Raw genomic sequence first — 17,614 nt, forward strand, 5'->3', positions numbered from 1 at the left:
TTTTTAGCAAAATTCGAGGCACCAAATGGAACAATATGATCAAATTGGCGCAAGACTGGACCGCTTGCCTTTGGCCCGGTTTCATTATCGTATATTTGGCATAATCAGCTTTAGTCTGTTATTAACGGGGTTTTTAAGTTATTCAGGCAATGTTGTTTTAGCAAAGCTGGTAAGCAATGGATGGTCAAATAATTTCCTCAATGCTGCTTTTACGTCGGCATTGATGTTTGGTTATTTCATCGGTTCGCTTGCTGGTGGATTCATTGGTGATTACTGTGGACGGCGCCGGGCATTCCGCATGAACCTTCTGATTGTCGGTATTGCGGCGACAGGCGCTTCTTTCGTCCCTGATATGTACTGGCTCATCTTCTTTCGCTTCCTGATGGGGACAGGAATGGGGGCGCTGATTATGGTTGGCTATGCTTCATTTACTGAGTTTATTCCCGCTCTGGTTCGTGGAAAATGGTCCGCGCGACTCTCATTTGTCGGCAACTGGTCGCCCATGTTGTCAGCGGCGATTGGCGTTGTCGTTATCGCTTTCTTCAGTTGGCGCATAATGTTTCTGCTGGGCGGTATTGGGATAATATTAGCATGGTTACTCTCTGGTAAATATTTTATTGAGTCGCCTCGTTGGCTGGCGGGTATTGGACAATTACCGGGAGCAGAAAGGCAACTTCGTGAAGTAGAGCAGCAAATCGAAAAAGAGAAGGGTATTCATCTACCACCACTTGCTTTGAGGCAAAGCGAAAGTCGGAGTCATGAAATCAGTGGTACTTTTTGGTTGCTATTTAAAGGCGAGATGTTGCGGCGCACGTTAGTCGCGATTACGGTTTTAATTGCAATGAATATTTCGCTTTATACTATCACCGTATGGATACCTACCATATTTGTTAATTCTGGTATTGATGTTGATAAATCGATATTAATGACCGCTGTTATTATGATTGGTGCTCCGGTTGGAATATTTATAGCTGCATTAGTTATTGATCACTTTCCTCGCCGATTATTTGGCTCGTCTTTGCTTATAATTATTGCTGTGTTGGGATATATATATTCAATACAAACTACAGAATGGGCTATTTTAGGCTATGGCCTGGTGATGATCTTCTTTCTTTATATGTATGTTTGTTTCGCGTCGGCGGTGTATATCCCGGAACTTTGGCCAACCCATTTACGTCTGCGCGGCTCGGGATTTGTTAATGCAGTAGGACGAATCGTCGCGGTCTTCACTCCGTATGGCGTCGCGGCGTTATTAACGCATTATGGTTCGATAACGGTCTTTATGGTGCTTGGTGTCATGTTGGTGTTATGTGCGCTGGTCCTCTCCATTTTTGGCATCGAAACGCGGAAGGTGTCGCTGGAACGAATTTCTGGTGTGAATTGAATTTTCGCTGATTGTGTCAATTGTCAGATGCAACGCTGGCGTGTTTATCTGGCCTACGATGTAATTAAGGAATTGTAGGCCAGAGATGGATCTGACTAATTTTATCTCTGCGTCTCTTCCCAGTCTGCCAGCGTGTACAATGTTGCCCCAGCGGCTGACATCTCCATAAACGCGTGCGCACTGTCCTGTGGCTGGATATTCACACCGCGACAGCCATCGGTAATCACGTTCACCTTATAACCTAACTGTAACGCGTCCAGGACGGTAAACTTCACGCAATAGTCCGTAGCCAGCCCCATAATGATCAGTTCATTGATTTCATGGTCGCGCAACCAGCCATCGAGCTCGGTTTTCTGCCGCCGCCCGTTATCAAAAAAGGCACTGTAACTGTCGACTAAAGGATTTTCGCCTTTGTGAAACACGGCATCAATCGACTTTTGCGCCAGCAGAGGGTGCAACGCTGCACCTTCGCTGTGTTGCACACAGTGATCGGGCCAGAAGGTTTGCGGTAGGCCATCAAGCTGACCCTGTGTATAAGGCTCTACACCTTGCTGGCTGGCGAAGCTGCCGTGATTGGCCGGATGCCAGTCCTGACTGGCGACGACCGCTTCACCGCGTGCTTTGCACCAACTTATCAGGGCATTAGCAACATCAACCGTGCTATCGCCTTCGGCAACAGCCAGCGCACCGCCAGCGCAGAAATCATTTTGTAAATCGACCAGTAACAGAGCGCGTTGGGGCATTACAGTCTCCTTAATCATCCGGCGTCAGTTCGCCGCGCAGGTTTTGGCTCATGGCCTTGCGAATGGTTTCGGTATCCAGTCCCTGGCTGAGCAGGTAGTGCAGTTTGGTTAGCGTGGCTTCTACGGTCATATCCGCACCGCCAATAACACCGGCATGGGCGAGGGCGTTACCGGTGGCATAACCGCCCATATTGACTTTACCGGACATGCATTGTGTCAGGTTAACCACCACAATTCCGCGATCGCTGGCTTCTTGTAATTCTTGCAGGAATGCTTTGTTTTGCGGCGCATTACCCACGCCATAAGAGCGCAGAATCAACGCTTTAACCGGTTGACGCAGGAAGTTACGTACGACGTCGGCAGAAATCCCCGGATAAATCGTCACTACGCCGATCGGCTGTGGTGTAATCGGATGAACGATCAGCTCACCAGTGCCGTGTGGGGCGGGCGGTGTATTTAAACGGCGAATATGAATACCCGCTTCCAGTAACGGTGGAAGGTTTGGTGACGCGAAGGCATCAAAACCATCGGCATGGGCTTTGGTGGTGCGGTTGCCGCGATACAGGCGATTATTAAAAAAGAGTGTGACTTCGTTGATGGGATAGTTCGCCGCAACGTACAACGCATTCAGCAAATTGATTTGTCCGTCAGAGCGTAACTCGGCTAATGGGATTTGTGACCCTGTCACAATAACCGGTTTTCCGAGGTTCTCCAGCATGAACGACAGCGCAGAGGCGGTATACGCCATCGTGTCGGTGCCGTGCAGAATGACAAAACCATCGTACTCGTCATAGTGCGCTTTAATATCTTCAGCAATATGCTGCCAGTCCTCTGGCGTCATATCAGAAGAATCCATCAGCGGCGTGTATTCATGAATGGTGAAATCCGGCATCTCCGGGCGATGGAACTCTGGCATCAGCGCCAGCTGGCGTTGTAGATGGCCCGACACCGGAATATATCCCTGCTCGGAACGCTGCATCCCGATGGTCCCGCCCGTGTAGGCAACGTAAATTGATTTCTTTTGCATGATATTGATATGAATGATACCGAAAGAGCAAAAGTATATACGTGAGGGGCAGCAAGCGCACCTGGATACTCTGTGGATATGAGAAAAGCCCGGCGCAACAGAGGGATTAGCGTTCCGCCGGAGAAAAATGGTTAATCCTGCAACGCATAGGTTACGGTCGTGACTACACGCACCGTTTTGTTAATCGCCGAGGGATCATCTTCGTCACTGCCACTGGCGAAAATCTGGAACACGCCTTGTGACGCATCGCTAATGGACCCCACCTGACTACCTGAATCCGTCGCAAACTGTAATGCTGCGTTGCGTGCATCTTTCGTTGCGGCAGCAATCATCTCCGCGCGAACTGCGCCAATACCATTAAAGCGATAGGCGATTTTGCTATCAGCGATCGCGCCATCTGTGGCGATTTGCAGGTCGTTTAGTTTCGCGACGACTTTTTCGACGGCAGCAACGTTATGCGTTTTTATCGTAACAGACCCGTCAGCGTTATAGCGTGGCATCGTCGGATCATCTTTGAGGTAAAAGGCATCCGTTCGCTTACTTGTCCATTGACCCACGTTGATCTCTTTGTCGTTAATCCCCTGAGCGTGGAATTCGGCAACAATCTTTTTCTGCGCATCTTCAAGTTTCGGGAACAGCTCGCCAGGAACATTACCCTTAAAGTTGATAGCAATTGTTAATTCAGCCGTATCTGCGCGAACTTCTTTTTCTGAAAGCCCCCGCACGTTCACATAACGGTTGTTGGTTTTTAGATGTTTAACACCATCGCCAACAAAATAACCACAGGCGCTGATCCCCAGTCCGAGGACAATAGCGGCAATTAAAGAGGGTGCCTTATTCACTGATGACTCCATGACAGATGCTAAATGAGCAAGGGAATGTAGTGGAGAGAGGGAGTGAAAGACAGTCCGGTTCAGGAGTGTGGCCGACAACATATCGGCCACATATTTGCAGGAATTAACGCACGTTGGCGCAGGTCAGGCAAAACGCGTAACGGTTTTGCGGATCGTTAAAGGCCGCCAGCTTGTCGCTTTCGCTTTTAACGGTTGAAGCGACCGAGGCCAGCGGCGCAGGCAGCATGGCCTGGAGCGTATCTGGCAGCATTGTCCGTACTGAACCTGACATGTTGTCCATCACCTTGTCGAAGAAGGTCGGTTCATCAACGTAATATTCCAGATGCCATTGTTTCAGTTTTGCCAGTTCAGCCGCTTTGGCAACTGCATCATCGAAATCACCGAGACTATCGACTAGCCCATTCGCTTTTGCATCCTGACCGGTCCAGACATGGCCCTGGGCGATTTTATCAATCTGCTCTGGCGTCGAATTACGCGAATCAGCAACCAGCGTGATAAAGCGTTTATAGCCGTTCTCAATGCTCAATTGCATCATCTGCTGCACTTCGGGTGGCAGTGATTTAGTGATGGAAACATCTGCCAGTGGTGATGTAGACACGCCATCGGTATGTACACCAATCGAATCCAGGCTGTTTTCTACAGTGGTGATCACGCCGAAGATCCCGATAGAACCGGTCAGGGTGCTCGGGTTAGCCACAATGTAATTGGCCGGCGTGGAGATCCAGTAACCACCGGATGCCGCCATACCGCCCATTGACACAACCACAGGCTTGCCAGCGGCTCTGGCAGCTGCCAGCTCAGAGCGAATCACTTCAGAAGCCGTTACGCTTCCGCCAGGGCTGTTTACGCGCAGAACGATCGCTTTCACTTTCGGATCAAGGCGAGCGTCACGGATTTGTGCCGCAGTCGTATCGCCGCCAACATTCCCCTGAGTTTCTTCGCCATCCATAATCGCGCCATTAGCGAAGACGACACCGATGCTGTCGCCGGTATCTGCCGGAGTTTTCAGGGCGTAATCGTAATAACTGATGGCGCGATAATTTTTATCAGCCTTGCTCCAGCCAAACTCTTTGGTCAGGGCTTTTTCAATTTCGGCATTCGTTGCCAGCGCGTCGACCAGTTTGTTGTCCAGCGCGTACTTCGCAGTATCGCCGCCCGTTTTGGTTAAGCCAGCAAGTAGCCCTTGCGCCCCAGGGAATACCTGCTGGGCAGGGATCTGGCGGTTAGCGGCAACGGTGTTGAGATAGTTTTGCCACAGTTCGCCAATCCAACGGCTATCGGCTTCGCGAGCCGCCGGGGACATATCATCACGAATAAACGGTTCAACGGCAGATTTATACGTACCCACGCGGAACACATGGGTAGATACTTTCAGCTTATCCAGCAACGATTTGTAGTACAGACCGTTGGTGGCAAAACCGTGCAGATCAACCACGCCTTGCGGGGACAGCCAAATTTTGTTGGCGAAACTGGCGAGGTAATATTGCCCCTGGCTGTAGTTCTCGCCAATGGCATAAACCGGTTTACCGCTGTCACGAAACTCTTTCAGAGCCTTACCAATATATTGCATGGAAGGTTGATCGCCGCCCGCAAAGTTTTTCAGATCCATCACGATACCGGTAATATTCCTGTCATCTTTAGCCTGGCGAATCGTGTTCACGATATCAAACAGCGAATTTTCCTGCAGGCGATCGGAACTGGCGCCAAGCAGCTGGCGGCTTAACTTACTAAACCGCTGGGAACTGTCGGGCTTATCGACGATCACGCCTGAAATATCGAGCAGTAATGCGCCACGACCGGCGGTTTCTTTGGTATCGCTACTACTGACCTGCATCCAGATCCCCACGCCAACCAGCACGAGGAAAATAAAGAACAGGTTAAGTACCATTTCACGGACAAAATTGAGCAGACGCCACGTCCATTTAAAAAATCCGGCAATAAATCGCCAAAGGGTTCGCATGTATTCTCCCAGACTAAAGGTCACACCTGTTGCAGGTGCAATAGATGTGGTTATCGTAATGACCCAACCGGCACTTGTCAGCAGGAATCGCGGACTGTGCTGTAACAAAATCCACTCTCGTGTTAATTTTGTGAATAAACATCATGACAGGAGTTAATCAAATGGATGCACTCGAACTATTGATCAACCGCCGAAGCGCCTCACGTCTGGCTGAACCTGCGCCGACTGGCGAACAACTGCAAAATATCCTGCGTGCCGGAATGCGTGCACCGGACCATAAGTCCATGCAACCGTGGCATTTTTTTGTGATTGAAGGGGAAGGCCGCGAACGTTTCAGTACCGTGCTGCAACAGGGTGCAATTGCTGCGGGTAGTGATGATAAAGCTATCGACAAAGCCCGTAATGCCCCGTTCCGTGCGCCGCTCATCATCACCGTGGTGGCGAAATGTGAAGAAAATCATAAAGTCCCGCGTTGGGAGCAGGAGATGTCAGCAGGTTGCGCGGTTATGGCGATGCAAATGGCGGCGGTTGCCCAGGGCTTTGGCGGCATCTGGCGTAGTGGCGGGTTAACCGAAAGTCCGGTGGTGCGCGAGGCGTTCGGTTGCCGGGAGCAGGATAAAATTGTCGGCTTTCTCTATCTCGGCACGCCGCAATTGAAAGCGTCAACGTCGATTAACGTTCCGGATCCGACGCCGTTTGTTACTTATTTTTGATAATTTTCGCAAAACTGTCTGGATTATGAGCAAAGGCGCAGGAATTCAGACACTCTCACTTATCACTTCACGGAATGAAGGTTACCATACCCGGATTGCATTGACAGGAGATGTCCATGAGCGAGAACTCGATTCGTTTGACCCAATACAGCCACGGAGCAGGTTGCGGCTGTAAAATTTCCCCAAAAGTGTTGGAAACCATTCTGCACAGCGAGCAGGCGAAGTTTGTTGATCCGAATTTGCTCGTGGGAAACGAAACCCGCGACGATGCGGCAGTATACGATCTTGGTAATGGCACCAGTGTCATCAGCACCACCGATTTCTTTATGCCGATCGTTGATAATCCTTTCGATTTTGGTCGCATTGCGGCGACTAACGCCATCAGCGATATCTTCGCGATGGGCGGCAAACCGATTATGGCCATTGCGATCCTTGGCTGGCCGATTAATAAACTTTCCCCGGAAATTGCCCGCGAAGTGACTGAAGGTGGACGCTATGCATGTCGTCAGGCGGGTATTGCGCTGGCTGGCGGTCACTCCATCGATGCGCCGGAGCCGATTTTTGGTCTGGCGGTTACGGGGATCGTACCGACCGAGCGAGTGAAGAAAAACAGCACCGCACAAGCCGGATGCAAACTGTTCCTGACGAAACCGTTGGGGATTGGCGTTCTCACCACGGCTGAGAAAAAATCACTGCTGAAACCGGAACATCAAGGACTGGCGACGGAAGTGATGTGCCGGATGAATATCGCAGGTGCGTCATTTGCCAACATTGAAGGCGTAAAAGCGATGACCGACGTCACCGGTTTTGGTCTGCTGGGCCATTTGAGCGAAATGTGCCAGGGGGCAGGCGTGCAGGCTCGCGTCGATTATGAAGTGATCCCGAAACTGCCGGGCGTGGAAGAGTACATTAAACTGGGCGCTGTGCCGGGTGGCACCGAACGCAACTTTGCCAGTTACGGCCATTTGATGGGCGAAATGCCGCGTGAAGTACGCGATCTGTTGTGCGATCCGCAAACTTCTGGTGGTCTGCTGCTGGCGGTTATGCCGGAAGCTGAAAATGAAGTCAAAGCTACCGCAGCCGAGTTTGGCATTGAACTGACGGCGATTGGCGAGCTGGTGCCTGCGCGTGGCGGTCGTGCCATGGTTGAGATCCGTTAATTCAATGCGGTTGTTTATAGCCGAAAAACCGAGTCTGGCACGCGCTATTGCTGATGTCCTGCCCAAACCGCACCGTAAAGGCGATGGCTTTATCGAGTGCGGCAATGGTCAGGTGGTGACCTGGTGTATCGGTCACCTGCTTGAGCAGGCGCAGCCAGACGTCTACGACAGCCGCTATGCGCGCTGGAATCTGGCGGATTTGCCGATTGTCCCGGAAAAGTGGCAACTGCAACCGCGCCCCTCCGTAACCAAACAACTTAACGTCATTAAACGCTTTCTGCATGAAGCCAGCGAAATTGTTCATGCCGGTGACCCGGATCGTGAAGGGCAATTGCTGGTGGATGAAGTGCTGGACTACCTGCAACTGGCACCGGAAAAGCGCCAGCAAGTTCAGCGTTGCTTGATCAACGACCTGAACCCGCAGGCGGTTGAGCGGGCGATCGATCGTCTTCGCTCCAATAGCGAGTTTGTACCGCTATGCGTTTCTGCACTGGCGCGAGCGCGTGCCGATTGGCTATACGGTATCAATATGACCCGCGCGTATACCATTCTCGGTCGCAATGCTGGCTATCAGGGTGTGCTTTCTGTTGGGCGCGTACAGACTCCCGTTCTTGGGCTGGTGGTGCGGCGCGATGAAGAAATAGAAAACTTCGTGGCAAAAGATTTCTTTGAAGTCAAAGCGCACATTGTGACGCCTGCCGATGAACGATTTACCGCCATCTGGCAGCCGAGCGAAGCGTGCGAGCCGTACCAGGATGAAGAAGGGCGCTTATTGCATCGCCCGCTGGCGGAGCATGTGGTTAACCGCATCAGCGGTCAACCGGCTATTGTCACCAGCTATAACGATAAACGGGAATCAGAATCCGCGCCGCTGCCGTTTTCGCTTTCGGCGTTGCAGATTGAAGCGGCAAAACGCTTTGGTCTGAGTGCGCAGAACGTGCTTGATATCTGCCAGAAGCTATACGAAACGCACAAGCTAATCACTTATCCGCGTTCCGATTGTCGTTATTTGCCAGAAGAACATTTTGCCGGACGCCACGCGGTGATGAATGCCATCAGCGTTCATGCGCCGGGACTATTGCCGCAGCCGGCGGTTGACCCGAATTTACGCAACCGCTGCTGGGATGACAAAAAGGTCGATGCTCACCACGCCATTATCCCGACCGCGCGTAGTTCTGCCATCAACCTGACGGAGAACGAATCGAAGGTCTATAACCTGATTGCTCGTCAATACCTGATGCAGTTCTGCCCGGATGCGGTGTTCCGCAAGTGTGTTATCGAACTGGAAATAGCCAAAGGCAAATTTGTCGCTAAAGCCCGTTTTCTTGCCGAAGCAGGCTGGCGCACGCTGTTAGGCAGCAAAGAGCGCGATGAAGAAAACGACGGCACACCACTGCCTGTAGTCGCGAAAGGCGATGAGTTGCTGTGTGAAAAAGGTGAAGTGGTAGAGCGGCAAACCCAGCCGCCACGTCATTTCACCGATGCGACCTTGCTCTCCGCGATGACCGGGATCGCGCGCTTTGTGCAGGACAAAGATCTGAAAAAGATCCTTCGTGCGACCGATGGTCTGGGGACAGAAGCAACGCGTGCCGGGATTATTGAACTGTTGTTCAAGCGTGGTTTCCTGAGCAAAAAAGGGCGCTATATCCACTCCACCGACGCCGGAAAAGCGTTATTCCATTCGCTGCCAGAAATGGCTACGCGACCGGACATGACCGCGCACTGGGAATCGGTGCTGACGCAAATCAGCGAAAAGCAGTGTCGCTACCAGGACTTTATGCAGCCGCTGGTGGGGACGCTATATCAGCTAATTGATCAAGCCAAACGTACGCCGGTGCGGCAGTTTCGCGGCATAGTGGCTCCGGGCAGTGGTGGCAGTGCTGATAAGAAAAAGGCTGCTCCGCGTAAACGTAGTGCGAAAAAAAGTCCGCCAGCAGATGAAGCGGGCAGTGGAGTGATAACATAAAGGTCGGATGCCTGAATCCCAACTCACTGATACAGCACCTTTCGTAGGCCGGATAAGGCGTTCACGCCGCATCCGGCAGATGCCTGATGCGGCGCTAATGATTTAAATCACACCCTGCGCCAGCATCGCATCGGCAACCTTCACAAAACCGGCAATGTTTGCGCCCTGTACGTAGTTGGTTTGCTCACCTTTACCGCCGTGTTCAACACAAGCGTGGTGGATATCCAGCATAATGTGATGCAAACTGGCGTCGACTTTCTCGGCTTTCCAGCCCAGACGCGCAGCGTTTTGCGCCATTTCCAGGCCCGATGTTGCTACACCGCCAGCATTAGCCGCTTTACCCGGAGCAAACAGTACGCCTGCCTGCTGGAACAGTTCAGTCGCTTCGATGGTGGTTGGCATATTTGCCCCTTCGGCGACGGCTTTAACGCCATTGGCGATAAGCTGATGCGCAGCGTCTACATCCAGTTCGTTCTGGGTGGCGCAAGGCAGGGCGATATCAACCGGTACGGACCACGGCTGTTGGCCTTCGAGATAGACCAGGCCAAATTCTTTGGCGTAATCGGCAACGCGACCATCGCGGCTGGCTTTGATTTCGATAAGACGCGCCAGTTTCTCTTTTGTGAATCCGCTTTCATCAACCACTGTGCCGCTGGAGTCTGATGCCGTGACCACGCGAGCGCCAAATTCCATCGCTTTTTCGATAGCATACTGGGCAACGTTGCCGGAGCCAGAAACGGAAACCCGCATTCCTTCAAAACCCATACCGTGGCGTTTCAGCATCGCTTCTGTGAAATAAACCAGACCGTAACCGGTGGCTTCCGGGCGAATAAGACTGCCGCCAAAAGAAAGACCCTTACCGGTGAAGACGCAGGCGGTATTGTTAGACAGCTTTTTCATCATCCCTGCCATAAAGCCCACTTCACGACCACCAACGCCGATATCACCTGCCGGAACGTCGGTATCCGCGCCCAGGTGGCGATACAGTTCGGTCATCAGTGCCTGGCAGAAACGCATCACTTCGCCTTCGCTTTTCCCTTTCGGGTCGAAATCGCTGCCGCCTTTACCACCGCCCATCGGCAGGGTAGTCAGGGCATTTTTGAAGGTTTGCTCGAAGCCAAGGAATTTAAGAATGGAGAGGTTAACTGAGGGATGGAATCGCATACCGCCTTTGTACGGGCCGATGGCGGAGCTGAACTGCACGCGCCATGCGCGGTTGACCTGCACCTGGTTGCGATCGTCAACCCATACCACGCGAAACTGGATCACGCGCTCCGGTTCAACCAGGCGCTCCAGTAACGACATCTGGCGATATTGGGGATTTTGTTCAAGAAAAGGCCAGAGTGTGGTCATTACTTCACGAACGGCCTGCGCGAACTCGGTTTGATTCGGGTCGCGCTTTTGTACATGGTTGAGGAATGACTCCAGAGAATATGTCTGATCCATAGATATAAAACCCTTATATATTAAGACGATTGTGCGTATGTTGTTTGTTTTGCAGTTTTCGACTATACCATCAAGAATGTGACGGTAAGCAAGTAAAAAATGGCACCGGAAAGCAAATTAATAATGTGAGGAATTTATAAACGCCGCCTAATGCCGGATACATCTTCTTCGGCCTACCAAAATGGGGACATTTGGTGGATAAGGCATTCACGTCGCATCCGGCAACCAGACGCTAAAGTTTTCCCGCCAGGTTACCGTTATCAGTAGCAGAGACAACGAAATATAAGGAGTTTCTTGTGAATCGAGCATTGCTCGCCCCAGCGTTGGTATTCCCGTTTTTTGCGCTGGCTAATCAGCATTATCGTCCGGATGTGCAGGTAAATGTGCCGCCGGAAGTGTTTAGTTCTGGTGGGCAGTCAGCGCAGCCCTGTAACCAGTGCTGCGTTTATCAGGATCAAAACTATTCCGAAGGGGCAGTGATTAAAGCAGAGGGAATACTGCTGCAATGCCAGCGGGATGATAAAACCATTAGCACTAATCCGCTGGTCTGGCGGCGCGTAAAGCCATAAACGCCTTTAATAGTGGAATGTCAGCAGGGGCCAGCGGATATTGCATCGCCTCTTCAGGTGAGCACCAGACCAACGCCTGATGCTCATGTGCCTGTGACGTCCCGTGGAAGTCGGGTACGTGCCAGGCATGAAGATTGATAATACGCCCTGAAACTTCCCGCTGGTGGCTGGCTACATATTTCCCGATGATAGCATCGATACCGAGCTCTTCACGCAGCTCGCGTATCAGCGCCTGCGGCTGGCTTTCCCCAGGTTCGACTTTACCACCAGCAAATTCCCATAATCCCGCTTGATCGCTATGCGCAGGGCGTTGCGCGATTAAAATTTTGCCATCCCGTTCGATAATGGCGGCAACAACATCAATCATTTCCATAAATTACACACGGTCGAATACAGGAAAAATGCCATAATATCCGCAGTGTTGCCCGAGCTGAAGGGTTTTATTTCTTAAGGAGTACCCGTGTTAGACCGCCATCTTCATCCCCGAATTAAGCCTTTGTTGCATCAGTGCGTGCGGGTTCTGGATAAACCTGGCATTACACCTGATGGTTTAACGTTAGTGGGATTTGCTATCGGCGTGCTGGCGCTGCCGTTTCTGGCACTGGGCTGGTATTTGGCGGCGCTGATTGCCATTTTACTGAACAGGTTGCTTGATGGTCTGGACGGTGCGCTGGCGCGGCGCAGAGGGTTAACCGACGCGGGGGGCTTTCTCGATATTTCGTTGGATTTTCTTTTTTACGCGCTGGTACCGTTCGGGTTTATTCTCGCCGCACCGGAACAAAATGCGCTGGCGGGCGGCTGGCTGCTGTTTGCGTTTATCGGCACGGGCAGCAGTTTTCTCGCATTTGCTGCACTGGCGGCGAAACATCAGATTGATAATCCCGGTTATGCGCACAAATCGTTTTACTATCTGGGCGGGTTAACAGAAGGCAGCGAGACGATTTTGCTGTTTGTTTTAAGTTGTCTCTTTCCGGAATATTTCCCGTGGTTTGCATGGATATTTGGCGCGCTTTGTTGGATGACAACATTTACGCGGATTTGGAGTGGATATCTGACGCTGAAGTCGCTTCAGCGTCAGTGATTGCCGTGTTATTTGCTGCTGTCCGGGCCGCGTTCACCGGTTGCTACCGGATTTTTTGGATCGCTGCTCCATTCGTACCAGCCACCGTCATAAACGGAGACGTTATTCCAGCCCATGGCGCGTGCGTACATAAAGGTTTCAGACGCGCGCCAGCCGGTGCCGCAGTAGAATGAAACTTGCTGATCTGGTTTGATATTCCACGCTTTCCACATAGCGGCAATATCATCGGCGCTGCGCATGGTGCCATCCGGGTTATGGAAATCTTCCATATGGGTCGAGTCGCTGCCTGCGTGTCCCCAACGTGCCCCGGCTATTTCACCTTTTGGTTTAATGTAGCTGTAACCGCTGGTCGTACCGATAAATTCTGGCCACGAACGAATGCTCACCAGCGATGCATCCTGGCGATGCAGCAGCCCGCGAGCCTGCTCCATATCAAGCATCAGTTGTGGTTGCGCAGGGATCTTCACGCCGAAGTCTGGTTCCGCTTTCACTTTCGGTGGCGTACCGCGCTCAACGGGCAGACCTGCGTCGGACCAGGTTTGCCAACCGCCGTCCAGAAGGCGGACATCTTTCACGCCAGCGTAGAGCATAATTTGCGCCACGCGCGCTGCGGCGTAAACATCACGCCCGTACAGAATGACCGTGGTGTCATGACGAATGCCGTGCTTCGCCAGCATTGCTTTAAGCTGTTCATCAGAAACTTTGTTCCACAGCGGTTCGCTTTCCACTTCGTTGGTATCGATGTAGTCAGCGCCGGGAATATGGCTGATAAGGTAAAGCTTAGGTGCGCCCCAGGCCGCTTCGATCACTTTCCAGTCACCCGCAGGTTTCGCCGTAACTTCTTTACCTTGTTGCAGGTCATGCAGCCACTGCGGATATACCAGCTGTTCAAAGTGAGGCAGTTTTTGCAGTCGGGAAGGTTCGCTTAGTGCATCACTCAAGATAGAGATATGCGTAAAGCCTGCTTTTTGTAGTCGCGTTTTGACGGCATCGACATCTTTGTCATTACCGTACAGCGCCACCGGGGCATCCGTTTTCAGGTTATGTAGCTTGATCCACTCGTTGAGCTGCTCAGTGCTCATTTTGTCGAGCCAGCTTGCAGAAAGGTTTAAGGCGGCAGGTTCATGACCGGAAGGGCCATTTAGGGTTTGTGGCCAGCCGTTATAAAACGCGCTGGGGCGAGTATCAATCGCTTTGCCATTTTGTTGTTGAAGCTGGTCAAGTGTAAGAGGCTTCGCCAGTTCAGCGGCCCACGAAGAAGCGCAAGCCAGCCCTAAAGCCATTGCCAGCGCGGTCATTTGAGAAACACGTTTCATCGAAAATCCCGACATTGTAGTTTTGAGTGCGCCATTCTGAACTGACACATCGGGAAAAACTTTGCGTTATCGCAGTTTGTTGTAATTTTCTGACCACTGCGTCATATCCAGAACGGGACTATCGGCAGGAACATCCTGAAGATCGTGGGTTACCTGAACGACGGGGATCGCCAGCTCGCGAACTTCATTGAATACCCACTGACGAAAATTATCGCGCAGAGCTACGTCAAGACGGCTGAACGGTTCATCAAGCAATAATGCCTTTGGCTGTGCGAGAAGGGCGCGCAGCAGGGCCACCCGCGCTCGCTGACCGCCTGATAATGTCGCAGGATCCTGGTGATAAGTTTCAGCCAGTCCCGCTCGCTCAAGCGCGTCTTTCACGGCATTGCGCCTGTCAGTCCCCTTGAGCGTCGACGGTAGCGCCAGCAGTAAATTTTGTCCGACGCTGAACTGGTCAAATAACAGTGCATCCTGGAAAAGAATGCCAATCTGACGCCGGGCGGTGGGCAGGGTATCGATACGTTGATCATTGAGCCATAGCTCACCTGTACAAGAAAATTGCCCGGCCAGCGCACCAATCATCCATGAAAACAGCGTAGATTTACCGCAGCCTGAGGGACCCATTAACGTGACAATGTCACCTTTATTGACTGTAAAGTTAACGTTTGTCAGCAAGCGGCTTTCTGGTAAACGCAGCGAAACATTTTTCACGCAGAGCATTAGCGGAGTCCTTGTCTGACATAACCTACCCATTTTGCGACTAACGCGGTCAGGGCAAAAATAATAAGCGGCAATAGCAGTTGCCATAAAGCCTGGGCGGCGAGAATACCGTTGCTGCCGCCGCTGCTTAGTGCCACCGCTTCGGTGGTGAGCGTCGAGAAACGTCCGGCTCCCAGCCACAGCGTTGGCATATACTGCGCAATACTGACTGAAAATCCGACAGCTAAGGCAATCAGCGCAGGGCGTAACATCAGCGGACATTTCACGTAAAAGAAGATTTTGACACGCGACCAGCCCAGTGTTTGCGCAATCAAAATTAACCGTGAATCAATGCGCTGCCAGGCGGGTTGCAGGATAAACAACATCCACGGAATTACCCACAGCAGATGCCCCCACACCACCGCCGTCCAGCTACCATCCAGGTTGAGCCATAGCACCAGCGTGTACTGGCCTGCCACCAGTGGCAAGGCGGGTAATAATATGGGCAACCATAGCCACAACTGGCGACGTTTTGGCCCCCATTCCAGCCATAGCAGCAACAGAACCAAAGCGATGAGTGTCGCCACCAGTCCCATTGTCAGGCTATTGAGCAGCGCCTCGTGATTGATCGTTGATTGATCCGCGAGGATCGCCAGCAGAATCACACACAGCACGCCAGTTAAGGGTAACAACTTCGCCAGCATCTTCCCTGGCAATAAAGGCGTGGATGGCATGCGAATGCCGTCTTCCCGGGGGAGCGTGCATCGCCAGGCGCGCCATAACAGATAACCAAGCAAAACGTAGGCGGCGAGTAACAGCATCAGCAGCAGGCTGGCAAGTGCGCCTTTCGTTTGTTGATCGGCGTCGCCCTGGGTTAACCACTGCCAGCTAATTACCGCCAGCGTCGGTGGATTACCAGGCCCAAGAATAATCGCTACATCCACGACCGAAAGCGACCAGGCGACAATCGCCAGCATCGCCATTGCCAGCGCAGGCGCGACGGAGGGCAACAACAACCAGTTCAGACATTGCCAGCGGCTGTAGCCCAGCGAATCCAGTACAATAACTTGCTGCACCAGGCGTTTTTCACTCAGTGCTGCCGATAAGATCCACAGCAGAAATGCGCTTTCTTTCACCGCAAGGGTGAGGCCCAGACCGATACCCAATTTGTCCATCGGCGGAATGAGAAAAGGGAAAAACTGATAAACCAGGCCGCCGTCAGCAAACAGCAGCAGGGCGCTGGTGGCAAAAGCCACGTGGGGGATGGCGAGTAGCCACGGCAGACGGGCGCACATACGCTGCCATTTCGGCCCAGGCCATAGCGCTACTATCACCAGCAGGGCAATAAACAGAGCGCCGACCGCCGCGATGGTTGTCGACACCAGCGTTGCCAGTAATGCCTGTGGTAGCTGCGGATCGGCAAATAACATCTGCCAGTGCGTCAGCGACATGGCAGGTGTTATCAGCGTGAAAGCCGACGGAACCAGCGGTGCGTAAATCACCGCCATCACCACCCACAGCAAAAAAATTAATGCGTACCGTAACGGCGTAGCCATTCTTGTTCCAGCGCATTTACCCAACCAGCATGCGGTTCCGCCAGTACCGGCGGCAGATTCTGCGGCATTCTTGATTGCAATGTTTCACGCTGCCCGGCAGGTAGTTTTTGAGGATCGAGAACCGAAGGATCGCCCCAGACAGCGGGATCCGCTTTACGCAGTTGTGCTTCAGGTGACAACAGGAAGTTGGCGACGACTTTTGCCGCAGCACTGGCAGTTGCGTTGGCTGGAATGGTGACGAAATGCACGTTGCCAATCATTCCCTCGCTAAAGCCAAAGCTGTAACTGCTGGTGGGTAAATCGCCGCTGGATATTTTTTGCTGCGCATGTGCGGGGTTAAAGGTCAGCGACAGGCGCAATGTGCCGGCTTTCAGCAGAGCATCCATCCGCGCGGGCGAAGGCGGGAAATCCTTTCCTTCGTGCCACAAATACGGATGCAGTGCATCAAGATATTGCCACAATGGCGCAGTGACGCGGGCGAAAGTGGCATCGTCCGGCGCTTTTTTTAATGCAGCGGGATCGGGCGTCAGCATAATCAGCAGCTGTTCAAGAAACGCGGTGCCGGTAAAGTCCGGTGGGCGCGGATAGGTAACCGTACCAGGGGTGGCTTTGGCAAATTCCAGCAAGGATTGTGGCGTTTTCGGTGGCTGTGGTGTCTGATCGCGTCGGGCGATAAATGTCAGCTGTGCGCCGCCCCAAGGCGATTCCGCACCTTGTGTCGGCACAGAAAAATCTTCCCGCACTGGCAGCTGTGTGTCGATATAGCGCCAGTTGGGTAGCGTTTCCGCCCAGTCAGTTTGCAGTAAATTAGCCTCTTTTAAGGTACGGAAGTTTTCGCCGTTCACCCAGAGCAGATCCACCGAGCCGCCCGTTTTACGTCCGGCAGCAGCTTCGGTCTGAATGCGCTTCACCGCGTCTGCGGCATCCGCCAGACGAACAATCTTCAGGTTTATAGCGTAATGCGTTTTCATCTCGCCGCTAACCCAGTCGAGATAGCGATTAATCGCGGTGTCGCCGCCCCAGGCGTCAAACCAGACGGTTTGCCCTTTGGCCTCATTTTTAATTTCCTGCCAGTCACTGGCATGTGTTGCCAAAGAAAACAGCGATAACAATCCCAGCAACCATACACAATGGCGCATC

Annotated in this window: 16 protein-coding genes; 6 read left to right on the top strand and 10 right to left on the bottom strand. The window is 52.4% G+C overall.

The window, feature by feature from the left end:
• Positions 1 to 25 precede the first annotated feature (25 nt).
• Complete coding sequence (locus tag FEK43_RS12790) at positions 26 to 1,384, top strand: MFS transporter (protein ID WP_130259874.1); 1,359 nt, start codon at positions 26 to 28, stop codon at positions 1,382 to 1,384.
• Positions 1,385 to 1,485: 101 nt separating this feature from the next.
• On the opposite strand, the gene pncA is transcribed toward FEK43_RS12790, so the two are convergent.
• The 4 genes from pncA to sppA all read right to left on the bottom strand — a co-directional run bounded on the left by pncA (position 1,486) and on the right by sppA (position 5,968).
• Positions 1,486 to 2,127 carry a bifunctional nicotinamidase/pyrazinamidase gene (pncA, locus tag FEK43_RS12795; RefSeq protein ID WP_135407001.1) on the bottom strand — a complete coding sequence of 214 codons (642 nt, stop codon included), beginning with the start codon at positions 2,125 to 2,127 and terminating at the stop codon, positions 1,486 to 1,488.
• Between the two features lie 10 nt (positions 2,128 to 2,137).
• The gene (gene ansA, locus FEK43_RS12800; RefSeq protein ID WP_130208360.1) at positions 2,138 to 3,154 is read right to left on the bottom strand and encodes an asparaginase; all 1,017 of its coding nucleotides are present in this window, start codon (positions 3,152 to 3,154) and stop codon (positions 2,138 to 2,140) included.
• Positions 3,155 to 3,285: 131 nt separating this feature from the next.
• Positions 3,286 to 3,996, bottom strand: coding sequence for an SIMPL domain-containing protein (locus FEK43_RS12805; protein WP_130208358.1), 711 nt, complete (start codon positions 3,994 to 3,996; stop codon positions 3,286 to 3,288).
• 115 nt (positions 3,997 to 4,111) lie between these two features.
• Positions 4,112 to 5,968: a signal peptide peptidase SppA gene (gene sppA / locus FEK43_RS12810; RefSeq protein ID WP_135406997.1), complete on the bottom strand. Its 1,857-nt coding sequence runs from the start codon at positions 5,966 to 5,968 to the stop codon at positions 4,112 to 4,114.
• Between the two features lie 161 nt (positions 5,969 to 6,129).
• Between sppA and FEK43_RS12815 the strand changes: the two genes are divergently transcribed.
• The 3 genes from FEK43_RS12815 (at position 6,130) to topB (ending at position 9,807) form a co-directional block, all read left to right on the top strand.
• Entirely contained in the window at positions 6,130 to 6,681 is a 552-nt protein-coding gene (locus FEK43_RS12815) for an NAD(P)H nitroreductase (protein WP_130218825.1), read from the top strand.
• A gap of 116 nt (positions 6,682 to 6,797) precedes the next feature.
• Positions 6,798 to 7,841, top strand: a complete 1,044-nt coding sequence (gene selD, locus FEK43_RS12820; RefSeq protein WP_135406994.1) for a selenide, water dikinase SelD — start codon at positions 6,798 to 6,800, stop codon at positions 7,839 to 7,841.
• Positions 7,842 to 7,845: 4 nt separating this feature from the next.
• Positions 7,846 to 9,807, top strand: coding sequence for a DNA topoisomerase III (gene topB, locus FEK43_RS12825; RefSeq protein ID WP_138158576.1), 1,962 nt, complete (start codon positions 7,846 to 7,848; stop codon positions 9,805 to 9,807).
• Positions 9,808 to 9,909: 102 nt separating this feature from the next.
• Here topB and gdhA read toward each other — a convergent pair whose 3' ends face one another.
• Positions 9,910 to 11,253 (bottom strand): NADP-specific glutamate dehydrogenase, encoded by a 1,344-nt coding sequence (gdhA, locus tag FEK43_RS12830; RefSeq protein ID WP_135406988.1) that lies wholly within the window; start codon positions 11,251 to 11,253, stop codon positions 9,910 to 9,912.
• Positions 11,254 to 11,549: 296 nt separating this feature from the next.
• Between gdhA and FEK43_RS12835 the strand changes: the two genes are divergently transcribed.
• Positions 11,550 to 11,822: a YnjH family protein gene (locus tag FEK43_RS12835; RefSeq protein ID WP_135406983.1), complete on the top strand. Its 273-nt coding sequence runs from the start codon at positions 11,550 to 11,552 to the stop codon at positions 11,820 to 11,822.
• Here the strand turns inward: FEK43_RS12835 and FEK43_RS12840 are convergent.
• Positions 11,788 to 12,195: a pyrimidine (deoxy)nucleoside triphosphate diphosphatase gene (locus tag FEK43_RS12840; protein WP_135406979.1), complete on the bottom strand. Its 408-nt coding sequence runs from the start codon at positions 12,193 to 12,195 to the stop codon at positions 11,788 to 11,790. The genes FEK43_RS12835 and FEK43_RS12840 overlap by 35 nt on opposite strands.
• Before the next feature lie 87 nt (positions 12,196 to 12,282).
• Here FEK43_RS12840 and FEK43_RS12845 point away from each other — a divergent pair, with 87 nt between their 5' ends.
• A complete protein-coding gene (locus FEK43_RS12845; protein ID WP_135406977.1) occupies positions 12,283 to 12,903 on the top strand; it encodes a CDP-alcohol phosphatidyltransferase family protein in 621 nt (206 codons plus the stop codon).
• 8 nt (positions 12,904 to 12,911) lie between these two features.
• On the opposite strand, the gene ynjE is transcribed toward FEK43_RS12845, so the two are convergent.
• The 4 genes from ynjE to FEK43_RS12865 all read right to left on the bottom strand — a co-directional run bounded on the left by ynjE (position 12,912) and on the right by FEK43_RS12865 (position 17,613).
• The gene (gene ynjE, locus FEK43_RS12850) at positions 12,912 to 14,219 is read right to left on the bottom strand and encodes a thiosulfate sulfurtransferase YnjE (RefSeq protein ID WP_131161158.1); all 1,308 of its coding nucleotides are present in this window, start codon (positions 14,217 to 14,219) and stop codon (positions 12,912 to 12,914) included.
• 66 nt (positions 14,220 to 14,285) lie between these two features.
• Positions 14,286 to 14,939: an ATP-binding cassette domain-containing protein gene (locus tag FEK43_RS12855; protein WP_130259865.1), complete on the bottom strand. Its 654-nt coding sequence runs from the start codon at positions 14,937 to 14,939 to the stop codon at positions 14,286 to 14,288.
• Positions 14,939 to 16,474, bottom strand: a complete 1,536-nt coding sequence (locus FEK43_RS12860) for an ABC transporter permease subunit (protein ID WP_135406974.1) — start codon at positions 16,472 to 16,474, stop codon at positions 14,939 to 14,941. The genes FEK43_RS12855 and FEK43_RS12860 overlap by 1 nt, the downstream gene beginning before the upstream one ends.
• The gene (locus FEK43_RS12865) at positions 16,447 to 17,613 is read right to left on the bottom strand and encodes an ABC transporter substrate-binding protein (RefSeq protein WP_135407263.1); all 1,167 of its coding nucleotides are present in this window, start codon (positions 17,611 to 17,613) and stop codon (positions 16,447 to 16,449) included. The genes FEK43_RS12860 and FEK43_RS12865 overlap by 28 nt, the downstream gene beginning before the upstream one ends.
• Position 17,614 lies beyond the last annotated feature (1 nt).

The organism is Escherichia sp. E2562 (assembly GCF_005781075.1).
GTDB lineage: Bacteria > Pseudomonadota > Gammaproteobacteria > Enterobacterales > Enterobacteriaceae > Escherichia.